The organism is Pantoea allii (assembly GCF_046529425.1).
Taxonomy (GTDB): domain Bacteria; phylum Pseudomonadota; class Gammaproteobacteria; order Enterobacterales; family Enterobacteriaceae; genus Pantoea; species Pantoea allii.
On sequence record NZ_CP125958.1, the window covers coordinates 3,950,199 to 3,965,113 of the forward strand.

The 14,915-nt window shown below is 52.8% G+C and carries 12 protein-coding genes; 5 read left to right on the plus strand and 7 right to left on the minus strand.

What is annotated here, in order from left to right; genetic code table 11:
* Positions 1-1,395: an MFS transporter gene (locus QNH99_RS18630; protein ID WP_063878299.1), complete on the minus strand. Its 1,395-nt coding sequence runs from the start codon at positions 1,393-1,395 to the stop codon at positions 1-3.
* A 585-nt stretch (positions 1,396-1,980) separates the two neighbouring features.
* Here QNH99_RS18630 and QNH99_RS18635 point away from each other — a divergent pair.
* Positions 1,981-2,535 carry a histidine phosphatase family protein gene (locus QNH99_RS18635; RefSeq protein ID WP_096011369.1) on the plus strand — a complete coding sequence of 185 codons (555 nt, stop codon included), beginning with the start codon at positions 1,981-1,983 and terminating at the stop codon, positions 2,533-2,535.
* Here the strand turns inward: QNH99_RS18635 and QNH99_RS18640 are convergent.
* On the minus strand, positions 2,532-3,482 hold the full coding sequence (locus QNH99_RS18640; RefSeq protein WP_283378392.1) for a WD40 repeat domain-containing protein: 951 nt from the start codon (positions 3,480-3,482) through the stop codon (positions 2,532-2,534). The two genes, QNH99_RS18635 and QNH99_RS18640, sit on opposite strands and share 4 nt — an antisense overlap.
* 503 nt (positions 3,483-3,985) lie before the next feature.
* Between QNH99_RS18640 and QNH99_RS18645 the strand changes: the two genes are divergently transcribed.
* The 3 genes from QNH99_RS18645 to QNH99_RS18655 all read left to right on the plus strand — a co-directional run bounded on the left by QNH99_RS18645 (position 3,986) and on the right by QNH99_RS18655 (position 8,550).
* Positions 3,986-4,999 (plus strand): glycosyltransferase family 32 protein, encoded by a 1,014-nt coding sequence (locus QNH99_RS18645; protein WP_410517037.1) that lies wholly within the window; start codon positions 3,986-3,988, stop codon positions 4,997-4,999.
* Positions 5,000-5,203: 204 nt separating this feature from the next.
* Complete coding sequence (gene opgB, locus QNH99_RS18650) at positions 5,204-7,495, plus strand: phosphatidylglycerol--membrane-oligosaccharide glycerophosphotransferase (protein ID WP_410517038.1); 2,292 nt, start codon at positions 5,204-5,206, stop codon at positions 7,493-7,495.
* Positions 7,496-7,746: 251 nt separating this feature from the next.
* Positions 7,747-8,550, plus strand: coding sequence for a hypothetical protein (locus tag QNH99_RS18655; protein WP_410517039.1), 804 nt, complete (start codon positions 7,747-7,749; stop codon positions 8,548-8,550).
* Between the two features lie 21 nt (positions 8,551-8,571).
* Here QNH99_RS18655 and QNH99_RS18660 read toward each other — a convergent pair whose 3' ends face one another.
* The 3 genes from QNH99_RS18660 to QNH99_RS18670 all read right to left on the minus strand — a co-directional run bounded on the left by QNH99_RS18660 (position 8,572) and on the right by QNH99_RS18670 (position 11,226).
* Complete coding sequence (locus QNH99_RS18660; protein WP_172897593.1) at positions 8,572-9,279, minus strand: GNAT family N-acetyltransferase; 708 nt, start codon at positions 9,277-9,279, stop codon at positions 8,572-8,574.
* 148 nt (positions 9,280-9,427) lie between these two features.
* Positions 9,428-9,952, minus strand: coding sequence for an RcnB family protein (locus tag QNH99_RS18665; protein ID WP_096011365.1), 525 nt, complete (start codon positions 9,950-9,952; stop codon positions 9,428-9,430).
* A gap of 131 nt (positions 9,953-10,083) precedes the next feature.
* Positions 10,084-11,226 (minus strand): serine hydrolase domain-containing protein, encoded by a 1,143-nt coding sequence (locus tag QNH99_RS18670; protein ID WP_410517685.1) that lies wholly within the window; start codon positions 11,224-11,226, stop codon positions 10,084-10,086.
* Between the two features lie 467 nt (positions 11,227-11,693).
* Between QNH99_RS18670 and QNH99_RS18675 the strand changes: the two genes are divergently transcribed.
* Entirely contained in the window at positions 11,694-12,362 is a 669-nt protein-coding gene (locus QNH99_RS18675) for a YecA family protein (protein ID WP_145393560.1), read from the plus strand.
* Positions 12,363-12,600: 238 nt separating this feature from the next.
* Here QNH99_RS18675 and QNH99_RS18680 read toward each other — a convergent pair whose 3' ends face one another.
* The gene (locus QNH99_RS18680) at positions 12,601-13,311 is read right to left on the minus strand and encodes a FadR/GntR family transcriptional regulator (RefSeq protein ID WP_063878291.1); all 711 of its coding nucleotides are present in this window, start codon (positions 13,309-13,311) and stop codon (positions 12,601-12,603) included.
* Positions 13,312-13,397: 86 nt separating this feature from the next.
* Positions 13,398-14,795, minus strand: a complete 1,398-nt coding sequence (locus tag QNH99_RS18685; protein ID WP_096011362.1) for an MFS transporter — start codon at positions 14,793-14,795, stop codon at positions 13,398-13,400.
* Positions 14,796-14,915 lie beyond the last annotated feature (120 nt).

A 14,915-nucleotide genomic window follows, 5' to 3' on the forward strand; every position in this document is an offset into this window, starting at 1 on the left:
TCAGATGGCGTCCTCTGGCAGATTCAGATCGCGCCCGCGCGTTTCCGGTGCCACAAAGGTGGTCAGGAAACCAATGGAAGCCATCACTGAGAAATAGATCGCGATAGACCACCAGTGCCCGGTGTACGAAAGCATCGCTGCCGCCACCAGGGGTGCGGTGCCGCCAGAAATAATTGAGCCCAGCTCTTTCGCGACGGCCATCTTGGTATAACGGTGATTCACCCCGAACAGCTCTACGCCCCAGGCCGCCTGTACGCCAAAGATGCCCAGTGAAGCCAGCGCCATGCCCACCACGATAACCGGGATCACAATCGCCGGCTCTCGGGTGTCCAGCAGCGTAAAGGCAGGCCAGGCATAGATCATCAGTAGCAGGCAAAATACCCGATAAACGATCCGGCGACCAAAGCGATCTGACAGCCAGCCGGCCAGCGGAATAATCAGGAAGCCGAGCAGTGAGGCAATAAACACCGCCGTCGTGGGCACGGATTTATCGACCATCAAGACCTTAGCGACATACCCGACGATAAAACCCTGCGCCAGATAAGAGGGGCCGTTTTCGCCAATACGCAAGCCGACCATAGTCCAGAACGCGCGGGTACGCTGAAAGAAAGGCCGTGTATCCACGCCTGGCTGCTGTGCGGCGATAACCTCAGCGCGCTCAACAGCCCATTGCGCTTTCTTGCGCTCGAACACGGGAGTTTCACGCAGGTTACGGCGAATCCACAGCGCCACCAGGGCGATCACGGCGCTGCTCAGGAACGGAATACGCCATCCCCATTCCAGCAGGCTTTGTTTGTCCATCTGCACCACCAGCAACCACACCAGCGAAGCCAGCAGCGTACCGCTGTTAGAGCCGAGTGCAATCACCGAAGACACCAGACCACGACGCTTAACCGGGGCATATTCCCCCAGCATAACAGTACCGCCGGAGAGTTCTGCGCCTGCGCCAAACCCCTGACTGAAGCGTAGCAAAACCAGACAGGCAGGCGCCCAGATACCAATGGAAGCATAGCTGGGAATCAAGCCGATCAAGGTTGTGGACGCCCCCATCAGAATAATGGTGGTCACCATGACGACTTTGCGGCCTTTACGATCGCCGAGCCAGCCAAAAAATAAGGCACCAATGGGGCGGGCAATAAAGCCAACTGACCAGGTCGCAAAACTGGCCAGCAGCGCCATAGTCGGCGTTTGTTCAGGAAAGAAAACGTCACCAAAGATAATGCCAGCGGCCAGGCCATAGAGTGCGAAATCCGCATACTCCATTGCCGTTCCTAACCAGCAAGAAACCGTCGCGCGCCAGAAGTCTTTGCGGCCGGCTGAGGTGTTAAACCGCTCATCTGCGGCGGAGGTAGAAGGCTGTGATGCCTGCTGCGTAACGGAATGCTGTGCCGTCATAAACGCTGTCCCTTGAAAATATGCAATTCGATAAATGCCATTCCGAGAGACGGTTCCCTGACTACAAGCAGAACGCCCCGGTGGCGATATTCAGTTGGCTAACCATGATGAAAGGAAAGTTAAAGATTCCCTGGTGTTGGAATCCGCAGTATCGCGAGCTTCGCCGCTGTATATTTCAGCGGTCGTATAAATCTGGCGAATGTAACTTGTTCCTCGATCGGCCTACCGTGCATCGAGCACCGAGAGCAATCACTGGAAGCTAGTGTATCTACGCGCGTAGATAAATCAATAGCTATTCGGAAAATTTGTTAGATTTTCTTTAGTATCAAGTTTCGCTAATATACCGTTTTCAACGCAAAATCAGTTGGTTAATCACGACCTGACGCACAGAAAAACAGCATAAACAGGTACCAGGTTCACTTTTCTTTTAACATTAAGCCAAACTGGCTGTCAGAATCTTTCATCGCCTGCTGTTGTCGCACATCGGTATGACTGGCAGATGACAACAGACACAACGATTGCCACAGAATCCAACCTCAGCTATACCTGACTGGCGCGTAAACTGGAGAAAGCCGTTAAACCATTATGACCATTATCCTGATGCGGCACGGTAAACCTGACCACCCTTTTGCCCGACGCTTAAGCGCACAGGGGCTGGCGGACTGGTGCGAAGCCTATGATCTTTCGCTGGTCAGCGACGGGCCGCCGGATCGCAGCATCAACATCGCCAGCAAAGCGGCGGTTGTCGTCTGCAGTCCTTTACCTCGCGCCCACTCTTCGCTGGAGCGCCTGGGACTGCGCCCTCATCACGTTGATGCGCTGTTCAGTGAAGTCGGCATTCCTTTACTGCGGGCGGACCGCCTCCAGTTGCCGACCTTTGTCTGGCAGGCCATCCTGCGCGCCATGTGGTTTTGTGGCTATGCGGGTGAAACCGAGTCGCTACAGCATGCGCGCGCCCGCGCCTCACGTGCCGCAGACAGGTTGATCGTCCTGTCGCAGCAGGGCACCGTTCTGCTGCTGGGCCACGGCATTATGAACAAAATGATTGCCCGCGAACTGCGCAAACGCGGCTGGCAGGCAGAGAAACACGCCAGCAGCCGACACTGGAGCTCGGCCATTTACCATCGCCCTTTTATCTAGCCGATTTGAAAGTAACTCAGCGTTTCATAGCCCGCGCCCACATCAGTGGTCGCTATGACCGTCTTCTGCGCCAGGTCAATGACACTCAGTGTCTGGTTATCAGCATGGGTAATCAGTAACCGTTTCTTATCCGGGCTGAAACAGCCATCCAGCGGCTGACGAGTCAGGGCTACCTGCCCCACAGGATTCAGCAACTCATCAAAAAGCGTCACGATCGGCTCCTGATGCCCGATTGCCATCAAATAGTCACCATCCGGGCTAAAGCGAACCTTCTGGCAGGGCTGCTGATGGCCGGGAAGCGCCAGCCGTTGGCGGATGCGATGGCTTTGACGATCGACCACGTAAAGCAGCGGCACATCGGCTGCGCTGGCGATGAGATAAGGATGTTTGGGGGATGCAGTAAGACCCGAAACCGGGCCGGGCATCAGGATGGTATCAATTACCCGTCCTTCCGCCTCACATAAGTCCACCACGGTTATGGTGGCGTCCTGCTCATTGTCGGTAAACAGTTTGCGCCCGCTGGGAGAAAGCGTCAGGCGGTGAGTATTATCAAGCGGAACAGGAATGGTCTTTTCAACACGATGCGTTTGCGGATCGATCACCACCACCGCCGTAGGATTTTCACAACAAAGGTACACTTTGCCGTCGCGCCCCAACTGACCACTGTGCGGCGCTTTTGACGGCGACAGGTCGATATACGCGTTGATCGCCCGCTGCCGTAAATCAATCACCGCCACTTTATGGCCCGGATGCGGCAATTCTCCGCCCATATCGTCGCCGTACAGGGGAAGAAAAGCTTTCTCCCACGGAGCCAGCATCAGCAGCTCGTGCAGGCGCGTGGGAACAACCTCCACGGCCTGACTCACCGCAAAGGTATCGGGATCAAGAAACAGCGCACGTCTGGTTTGTCTGTCAATCGCCAGTAATCCTCGAGATTCAAACGGCATGTCATCTCCTTTTTATCTGTATAGCTAAAGCGTAGACAATGACTGTCAGGCTGTGCGCATCGGCAAATTGGTTAACTGTGCTGAATGGTTGTTTTCATCTCGATTCAGCATTCTGTTTCTTATCCGTCCACTGTTTATCCGTTTTATGACAAAAAAATTAAGGACGATGTTCTCCGTCGATTTTGCCATAGCGGAATAAAACATTAGCGTGAATAAATATTTATTTTTATGTCAGGCTGACGCTTATTTCCGTTTTATCCTAAAGTTCTTATCAGGAATAGCGGATTGTTGAATTATGTTCTATTAAATAAAGAGGTCGCGGCCGCTCACGTCCGTGCGTGTCACCCCTCGCGGCCCGCCACCGTAGTACCACCAGGAAAAGACAATAAAAACCGTGCAGCACAGTGTGATGTCTGTGTTGATCTCAGTTTATATACGGGTTAGCAGCTAACCCTTTATTTGCCGACTGGCGAAAACACAATAATCAAAATAACAGGTGAAACATGAATTCACACCGCCGTTCCTTGCATCACCTCTGGCGTCAATGGGAAAAACTTGCTTTCACCAGTCGCATGCTATGGACGATGAGACAACATCGTGCCGTGAGTGCGCCCGAATACGATCCGGCACTGGAACAGGACGTGGTGCTGATGTCCGTGCCAAAGGCGCTGCCTGCCATTGCCAAACAAGTGTGGATGTACTGGCCCGGCGACCGCGTGCCTGCCTCCGTGGCGCTTAACGTCAGTAACATTCGCCGCAATAATCCGGATCATGAAATCCATCTGCTCACGCCTCAGAGTCTGGGACAATGGCTGCCGGATCTGCAGTTCGTTTCTTCCGATCTCACGCAGGACCTGAAAAGCGACATCATCCGGCTGGAGCTGTTGTTACGCTACGGCGGCATCAGCATCGATTGTAATACTCTGCTGTTTGACGCTCTCACCTGGGTCCATCAGGCGCAAAGTGACCGCCCGATGGATGTGGTCGGTTATTATCGTCAGCAGTGCACCGATAATCCGCTCAGGCCGGTGATTGAAACCGGTTTTATTGCGGCTCCCGCCCAAAATCCCTTTATCCGGGAATGGTTGAAACAGCTGGCGCCGGTAAAATATGTCGGAAGACAAAACTACCTGCTGGAGCTGATGAAGCGCAGTGACTTCCCTGCTGTACGACAAAATTTACGTCAGCCGGGTGAAGAACTGCTGGCGCTGGCCCATCAGTTAGCAATGGATGAGCATCGCCGTGTGAATACGCTGCTACGTAAAGCGGAAGCCAGCGCCGGGTATTACCAAAGCGTGCACGCCGGCAACAGCACGGCATGTGTGCGTTGCGTCTTATTCCAGCAGCGCCCGCTTACGCCACCACCGGTCATCAGGCTGAGCGACAGCGATCGCGCGCACCTCGATTTCAACCTGCGGCTCCGGTTTTACAATCGGGCCAGCCTGGTCGGGGAAGCCCTGCACAGCAGCCTGTCCTCACCGGCCAGGCTCTCTGCCCCACTGGAACAACGCGCCTGATCCGTCCAGAGCCTGGCCAGTTTCATCCGAAATCGCCAGGCTCGCCAGCTCTTCGGGACAGCCTGCTTGCCTGCAATGTGAATCCGCTACCAAATCCGCGCAGAGAGGTTGCAGCCAGATGACAGCCACTATAGATTGAGCCAAAAATCCATGAAAATGTCCCCTTTGAGAAGAGACATGTTCATTTCATAAGAGGATTTGACGTTGTCCGAATTCGTGTCAGTTATACTTTTTCTGACCGCGATTGCTGTTTATTCCTGTAAAGCAGGCCGAAACAGAATCTGGTTTTACCTCACATTATTCTTACTGATGCTGTTTGTGGTGCTCAATGCCACGCTGTTTGCCAGCAATTATTTTACCGGCGATGGCATTACCGACGCCGTGGTTTATACCTTAACTAACAGCCTGACCGGTGCCGGCCTGAGTAAATACGTCGTGCCTGCTCTTGGTCTTATCACCGTCCTGTTTTTGCTGTTTTGCGCCTTATCATGGCTGCTGCGCCGCCGCGAGCGGCCCTTTCATTTTGGCTGGAGCCTGCTGGCTTTCGCCTGTGCCGCCGGCGCGATACAAACAACGCCGGCTTTTCAGCAGGTCAGCTCACTCATTACCTCGCACTCACTGCGCGAAAACTCTGACTTTGGCACCCTTTATAAGGTGCCCAAAAAACGCATTGAACAGCCTGCGCTAAACGTCGTTTATATTTACGCTGAAAGCCTGGAGCGGACCTACTTCGACCAGATTGCCTTTCCCGGGCTGGCCCCCGAGCTGAGCCGGGAGAAAGAGCAAAGCATCGATTTCAGCCAGACTGAGCAACTTCCCGGAACCGATTACACGATTGCGGGCATGGTGGCATCAATGTGCGGTATTCCTCTTTTTGCCCCTTTCGACGGCAACGCTTCCGCCTCCCTTTCCAGCTTCTATCCACAAAACGTTTGCCTGGGGGATATTTTAAAAAACTCCGGTTATGAAAACTGGTTTATCCAGGGCGCGGACCTGCGCTTTGCGGGTAAAGATGTCTTTTTGCGCTCTCACGGTTTTGACCCCGCACACATGTATGGATCGCAGGAGCTCAAAGACAAGGTCAACGATCCGGCTTATCGAAATAACTGGGGTTATTACGACGATACCGTGCTGGATGAGGTGTTTGAAACCTATGAGGCACTTTCACGTCAGCAGACACGTTTTGCCCTGTTTACGCTCACGGTGGATACCCATCATCCCGATGGATTTATTTCCCGGAGTTGCCAGCGCAAAAGTTACAGCTATGCGGGCAAGCCAAATCAGTCGTTCAGTGCGGTGTCCTGCTCGCAGGAACATATCGCCCGATTAATCGCCCGCATTAAAGCGTCACCCTGGTTTAAGCACACCGTGATTGTGGTGGCGTCGGATCATCTGGCCATGAATAACACGGCGCATCCGTTCCTGATCACGCATCCCCGTCACGATCTCTTTATGGTGATTCGCGGTGACCAGCCACAGGCAGAGGTGATTGATATGAAGCGTAGTACGCTGGATAACGGCGCGACGCTGCTGGATATCCTGGGCGGCGATAATGCGATAGGTTTGGGACGCAGCAGCCTGTCAGCGGTGTCGCTATCGAGCCAGTTTGAGGATATGAAAACCAAAGTGCTGAGCTGGAAAGCCAATATCATTCAGCTGTGGAATTTCCCCAAAATGATCGACAGCGTTACCCTTGACCAGACCAACAATATGTTCAGCTTTTCCGGCACCAGCTTTACGTTACCCATCCTGTTGCGCGTCACGGATAAGCATGTGGAGCCACTGCCGGAAGGCGAATATTCAGCGCCTTTACGCTACCAGTTGGCCGACTTTGCGGCGGCAGAAAAGTTTGTCTGGGTCGATCGCTGTTTTAAAATTGCGCGTATCTGGCAACCGGCGCTTGCTCTGTCGGGCGACTGGTGCCTGGCGATGGGCCAGCTCGCGGGGCATCCTTCCGTCACGCGCATCGATAAACCCCAGTGGAAAGGCAAGGTGCAGTTCCCGGCAGATAGACTGAACGATGCCAGTTATCAGCATGCTGTGGCGCAGCTTCGCCTCGAAGACAATGCGATTCGTTATCACGCCGACAGCTTTCTGTTCGCGCTTCCCGGCGCACCGGAAAGCGTGAAGCAGTTCAGCGGCATTTCCCGTCCAGAGTCCTGGGGACGCTGGTCAAATGCCAACCTCGCCCCGGCGGTGACGATTGAGTTCGTTAACCCCTTGCCCGCTAAATTCGATCTGGTGATAACCGCTCGCGCCTATGGTCCGAATGCGCACAGGCCAACAACCGTTCGCGTGGGTGATACGCAGCAGCGGTTAACGCTGGGTGAGCAGACGTCAACCCAGACGCTGCGTTTTGATAATGCCCACGGCAGCTCTCGGTTAACCCTTATTCCGCCGGAACCGCAGCTCAGCAATCTTAACAACATCCCCGGTCAGGACCCGCGCAAACTTGGCATCGGTCTGGTCGAGTTAAAGGTTGTGCCCGTTCCCTGATGCTTCTCCACCTCCGCCGTTAACCACAGCAGTGAGCGCCAGCCTCTTACACAGCCAATTAAACAGGCTGTGTAAGAGAGGCAGACTGATGACGCATTTTTTGCGTACCGCCCCGCAAAATGATGCAAACTACTCGTTTAACTAATTGATATATTAAGATTTAATACGCAATATAGTCTTTCCCTTCTGTGACTACACCGCTTCTCCTGACATGATGTGCTCATGGTGTGATGAAACGGGAAAACGCATGAATGACACTCGCAATGATGAATACACACAAAGCATTTAAACGTTTACAACGAGCAGGCATCAACGATCGCCAGGCAGAAGCGATGGTGGCTATTTTTTCTGAACTACAGCAGGACAATGCCCTTTCGCGAGCCGATGTCATGCGGGCTTTTCAGTTTCAAAATCAGCATATTATGATGTTAAGCACGCAGTTGAAGAAAGCGGAGTCCGACCTCAGAACCGAAACAGGCGATGTTGCGAAAGGTGTAGAAGTCCTTCAGACGGATAACGATGTATTCAGGGCGGATATTGTTGAACTCAAAACCGACGTCGCTGAACTCAAGACGGATGTTGCTGAACTTAAGACAGACGTGGCTGAACTTAAGACGGACGTGGCTGAGCTCAAGACAGACGTTGCTAAACTCAAGACAGATGTGGATGAACTCAAGACAGACGTTGCTGAGCTAAAGACAGACGTTGCTGAACTTAAGAAGGACGTGGCTGAACTCAAGACGGATGTTGCTGAGCTCAAGACAGACGTTGCTATACTCAAGACAGACGTGGCTGAGCTCAAAAAGGACGTGGCTGAACTCAAGACAGACGTCGCTGAACTTAAGACAGACGTGGCTGAGCTCAAGACAGACGTGGCTGAGCTCAAGACGGACGTCGCTGAACTTAAGACAGACGTGGCTGAGCTCAAAACGGACGTCGCTGAACTCAAAACGGACGTAGGCAATCTAAAAAACGATATGTGCTGGGTCAAGCGCCTGATGATGGTCATGACCACCACGCTGCTCATGGCGACCATGAAATATATGCTTGTCTGAACGTTTCCCGCGACTCAGGCCTTAGCCGCGTAAGGTTTCCAGCTTTTCACGCTGCTGTCCATCGGGAGTAAAGTTAGCTTCTGCCAGCCAGCGCGTCAGGCCGTTTTTGACGTGTGGCCATTCACTGTCGATGACAGAAAACCAACAGGTATTGCGCGTGCGACCTTTATAAACCCGCGCCTGACGAAATTCACCTTCATAACGAAACCCTAAACGAAGCGCGGCCCGGCGTGAGGGCAGATTGCAACTGTCACATTTCCACTCATAGCGCCGGTAGCCAAGTTGCTCAAAGGCGTAACGCATCAACAGAAAATGCGCTTCGGTCGCCATTCTTGTCTGCTTTAGCAAGCGGGAAAAGGTGACATATCCTACTTCCATCGCCCCATTTGCCGCATCGATACGCATCAGCGACAACGTACCGACGGCCTGACCGGTTTCAACATCAATGACGCTGAAATGCAACGGGTCCCGGCTCTCCTCCATTGTACTGGCATGGGCTAACCAGGCGGCTTCATCATTAAACGGTCCCTCAGAAAGGTAGGTCCAGTCACGGCCATCTTCGGCTAACGACCAGGCCTGCCAGAGCGCATTCGCATGCGCCGCGACACTAAAAGGTTCCAGACGGCAAACCTGCCCCTGAAACACCTCACGCTGAGGTAAAGGACGTGGCTGCCAGTCAGGCAGCGATTGCCCTACCGGTTGACCATACTGATTGACGTGCTGTGACATTTGGCCTCCTTCTGTGCGGTTAGTAAAAATACGTTGCCATGTTGCAGAAAGGTTGAGAAGTCACCACAGATAAAAAACAGACAGAAAAAAGAAAACGGCCTCTTAATGAGGCCGTTGAAGCGATTCCTGCTGACATAACGCCGCAGGATTATCCGCGGAAGAAGATATCGCCAGATTTACCCATAACGATCTTACCGGTGTCGTTGGTGATCAGGATGTAATTGGCATTGATATAAGCCCAGTGCGTATCTGGCTGAGGCGCAGGCAAGTTGCGTTTCTGCCACTCAGTGATGGTGTAAGTCTTGCTCCGATACTTGTCTGGCACGGTATCACCGATTTTGTGCTCTTTATAATCGATGATAATGGTGCTGAGATCGTAATTCGGCTTACCCGGATTGCCAGCTGACTGCGAAGGCGTTGTTGGGGTAATACCGTCATTGGAGTCAGAACTCATCGGTGCCTGCGGCTGGGCAGGTGCGTTGCCAGGCTGGGCGGTGCCCGCACCAGGTTGCGCGTTGTTATCGCCAGGCTGAGCAGCGGGATCGGCTGGCTGAACCTGCGGTGGCGGTGGCACGTTATCGGTGGTTTCACCCGCAGCCTGGGCCGCGGGAATCAGGCTCAGCGAGCCGAACAGTAAACCAGCTGAAATAAAAGCAATTTGAGTCCTGCGCATAATAATTTCCACATTGAATTGATTTTAATAACAGTAGACTACTCTGAAGACAATCTAAACAGGGTTGCGGTTCCGTCACTCATAAAGGTAAGTGTAAGGAATCACGACTCATTCCGGACCCAACCTATACCTTACCTGTCTTTCTCTGCCAGGTTAAGCAGCAATGTGATACCAAGATAGTTACTCCAGTTAAACGCGTTTTGCAGGACCACGATGGCATTGCCAGCCTGCCTGTCAAAGCCAATAAAGGCAGAATAACCACCAATATAACCGACCTGATAAGTCACATTTCTTCCTGCCAGCCTGTCTGTTACCCAGGCGATGTTCTGCGTTTGCGAGCCCTGCTGATACACGCCTTTATTGACCTCTGCAAAAGCCCGGTTGAGCGCAGGATCGGCGACGGCGTTGAGATGTGCGCGCAGATAGACGCTCAGGTCCCGTGCGCTACTGTAAAGGCTGCCAGCCGCGACCATATTACGATGGAAACGCCAGTCCGGGGTAAGGTCACCGCGCGGGATAAACTTTGGCTGATCGCCAGCATGACCTAACGCGCGCATGGCAAAACCGCTTAACCGTTCAGGCACAAAGCCGGTGTTATTCATTCCCAGGGGTCGGAAAATTCGTTGGTGGGCCAGCGTTTCAATATCATTGTGGCACCGTTCTCGCAAAATATAGCCCAGCAGCGCATAGCCAAGGTTAGAGTATTGCGGCACCCGCTGACGCGGGGCAGAAAAATCGGCCAGGTATTCCAGCACCGCATCACTATCCAGGTTGCCATAAAAATTCTGACCGCTACGCAGATAGCCAATAAACTGCATAAACATCGGCAAATCCATATCCTGACGCGGCAGACCGGACGTATGGGTCACCAACTGTAACAACGTGATATGGCGTGCATCCTGACTTAACCTGACGTCAGAGGGCAGTAAATCGGCCAGTGTGTCACTCCAGTGCAGTTGGCCTTCGTTAACCTGTTCGATAATGACTTCTGCGGTCACGCCTTTACTTAGTGAGCCGAGCGCAAATAAGGTATCAGGCGTAATCGGATAGCGATGTACGTCATCGGTGACGCCAGCGCTGTAAAACAGGGTCGGATTGTGATGGTGGATAATGGCGATGCTGATGCCGGACACCTGTTTGCGCTGCATATAATGGCGCACCAGATCGTCCAGGTTGTCATGGAAGTCGCTGTGCGTCAGATAAAGCCTGTCGCCTGTCGGCGCAGAGGTTTGCGACAGCGTTCCGCAGGCGGCTAACAACAGCGTACAGATTATCAGCATAGTGCTGCGCTTAAACAGACGGCTGCATCCGCTCAACAGGCCGGATAACCTCCGGGTTTTATACTCTTTTCTGGTCACTCACTCGCGCCCATCTTATTGTTGTTATCAGGCACTGACGAACGTTCATATCAGCATCATGCCGGCGTATACCGCGGTGCTTATATCGGCACGACGTAGCCGAATCTTTATGCCTCTGATGATGCTTTTCAGGCAACAGGTTGTCGCCTGATACAAACCTCCGTCAGAGAAACGAAGCAGGCTAGCGCCAGATAACCCCGATCGTGCAGCAAAGCGCGTTGCAGGTCGCGGAGAGTAACATAGCGGGTGAGGTAATGCCTCTGCCGAGTCTGTTGCCGCTCAGGGCAATCTGACGACGCTGCCATTAGCGCAATAAGCGTGTACACTGCGCGTTTTTACACGCAGTAAATTTTCTGCTGCACCAGATACGCCCGGAGATACCCATGAAAGAAGGCCCGTTAAGCGAAAAAGAGCTGCAATGGCTCGAAGATATGCTGGAAAAATACGGCAGTGAAGCGTCGATTCTTGACGTCTCCGAACTGGACGGCCTGCTTACCGCCGTGCTTTCAGGCCCAACAATGGTAGAACCCAGCCGGTGGTTAATTGCGCTCTGGGGCGGCGAAAAACATATTCCTAAATGGAGTAATGAGCGTGAAATGACGCGCTTTATGGAACTCAGCTTTCAGCATATGAATGACATTGCTGACCGCTTATCTGAGTTTCCGGAACAGTTTGAACCGCTGTTTGGCGTACGCGAAATGGAAGGGCTGGAATTTACCGTGGTTGAAGAGTGGTGCTACGGCTACATGCGTGGCGTGGCATTAACGGACTGGTCTGCGCTTCCCGCGGCGCTTCAGACGTCACTGGACGCTATCGCCTTACATGGTCTCGAAGAGAACCTGGAAAAGGTGGATGCACTCACGCCAGAAGAAATGGAAAGCAGCATTGATGCGATTTGCCCTGCCGCGCTGGCGCTTCATGATTACTGGATCTCACAGCCAGAAGCCATTCCACAGATACAGCAGCCGATAACGGCGGAAAAACAGCCGGGCAGGAACGATCCCTGCCCCTGTGGCAGCGGTAAAAAATACAAGCAGTGCTGTCTGCATTGATCGACGAGGGAGCCTGTTGGCTCCCTTTTTTATTCTGCTGATCCGTGCTGAATAACACCTTGCCATCCTGATCGGCACGCCTTCATCCCTGAACGCGTCACGCAATGACCGTGGCGTGGCCGGTGATAAACGGACAGGCAGAGCACAAGATAAAAGCACAAAGCAGCCGGTGAATCTTGTTTTCCTGTCCTCACCCGACGGACAGCGAGATAGCCTTAGCCGCACAAAAACGTGCGTCCTAATGACCTTCCTCTTTTTTAATCATCTCTATCGCGACCACGTTATGTTTCATCGCCTCGTTAAGCACTTGTACCGCCGAGGAGGCGTCACGGTTTTTAATCGCCATAAACACTTTGATATGTGCTTCAACGCTTTCAAGCGTGATGCCCAGTGAGCGATTCAGCTCCTCAAGATAATAGTAATAAATATCTTTAATGGACTTCATCACGTTGTAAAACACACTGTTATGAGAGGCACGGATAATCGCCAGATGAAAGTCGTAATCCGCTTCCGAGTACTTCTTATAATCGCCTTTGTTGATGAGCATATTATTGAGCGCGTGCTCCAACAGGCCGATATCCTCTTCCGTCGCGTGTTCCACGGCCAGCTCAACACATTTAAACTCAACGGTCTGGCGAAAGACCATCATGTCGTTAAACGCTTCCCGGCTCAGATGCATTAACGGTCTGGCGTTATTGTTGAGCATGTGCGGCGAAAAGTCTTCACACACATAGCTGCCGCTGCCCTGACGCGTAATCACAATGCCGAGATCGCGCAGGCGTTGGACCGCACTCCTGATACTGACGCGGCTTACATTAAAAGAGTGCGTCAGCTCCGCTTCAGAAGGCAAACGCGTGCCTGCAGACCAGCTACCGTCCAGTAGCCTGGCCTTAATTTGCTCGAACACTTCGTTAACGACGTTCTGTTTCTGAATGGATTTTATGCTCACAACACTGTCTCATATGATGTCCTACATGACGCCATTCTATCTCATGCGTTACAACAAAGTCCTGCGCTAACACCCAGCCCCAGACATCACTCGCCGCTTCCTGCCCGGAGCGTGGGGGCAATGTGCTGACGACCCGCAGGTACGCCGCCTGACGCATCAGCCTCCACGGTAAGATCCCGATCGGCCACCTCAGGCATAACCAGTGATGCCACCAGACCAATACAGGAATAGCAGATCAACATGACCGCAATCGGATACCATGAGCCCGTGAGCTGGCAGAAAATGCCAGCCAGCAGCGGCCCTAATCCGGTGGCAAACAGCCCTCCGATTTCCTTCGAGATAGCCATCTGAGCAAAACGGTTTCTGGAACCAAACATCTCCGCCATGGTGATCCCTTCAATCGCAGCCTGGCCTAATACGGCGATGTTGTGGATCACGATCAGGCAAACCATGATGGTACTGACGGACTGCGCTTTATCGACGATCAGCGAAATCATCGGGTAAGCCAGAATAATCGAGCCCAGCGTCAGTATGCGGTAGGGAATTCGACGCCCTATCCGGTCTGACAGCCAGCCGATAAGGGGAATGGACAGAAAACCAATGACCGAACTCACCATGATGGCATCAGTGGGAACCGCCTTGTTGAACAACAGCGTCTGGACCATATAACCCGCCAGAAAGGTCTGAATGATGCCTGAGTTACCCGCCTGACCAAATCGCAACCCGGTAGCAATCCAGAAGGCTTTGCCCTTCATTAACGGGAAAACGGACTGGCTTGGCTGTTCGTGGGGCTTAACGGTGGCGGATTGGGCGACATTTTCAAACACCGGGCTTTCTTTCAGGTTAAAGCGCAGCCAGATAGCAAAGCCCATCACCACGAAACTGGCCAGGAAAGGAATGCGCCATGCCCAGGCAATCACGTCGTCATTGGTGAAGAAGAAAAACATGGCCGCCCAGATTGCCGTTGCACTCAAGGTACCGCAGTTGGTTCCCATCGCAACCAGCGAGGCGATAATGCCCTTTTTACCTTTAGGTGCATATTCAGCCAGCATCGTGCTGGCACCTGATATTTCTGCACCGGCGCCTAAACCCTGAATAATACGCAGTGCGACCAGCAGTAAGGGCGCTAAAATGCCCACCTGCTGATAGGTCGGTAATACGCCAATTAAGGTGGTACTCACGCCCATTAAGGCGATAGTAATAAACAGGACTTTTTTACGGCCAACGCGGTCGCCCATTTTACCAAAAAAAACGGCCCCGACGATTCGTGCAATATAACCGGCACCGTAGGTTCCCATTGCCAGAATCAGCGCCATTGCACCGGACTGTTCGGGAAAAAACACTTCATGAAAAACTAATGCCGCACCAAGAGAATAGAGCTGGAAATCCATAAACTCTAACGTTGTACCCAGCCATCCTGACACGGAGGCCCTGACAAGATCAGACGTATTACGTTTGGTGGTGTTGGTATTTGAATGACTCATGCTTTCACCCTGAGGTCGACGATGCGTTAACAGACCATTAAATGACAGGCGAGCGCCGCTCACGCGAGCGTGAGCTTATTTTCACCCGCGATAATTACTGCTGTTTTTTAGCCACAGTCA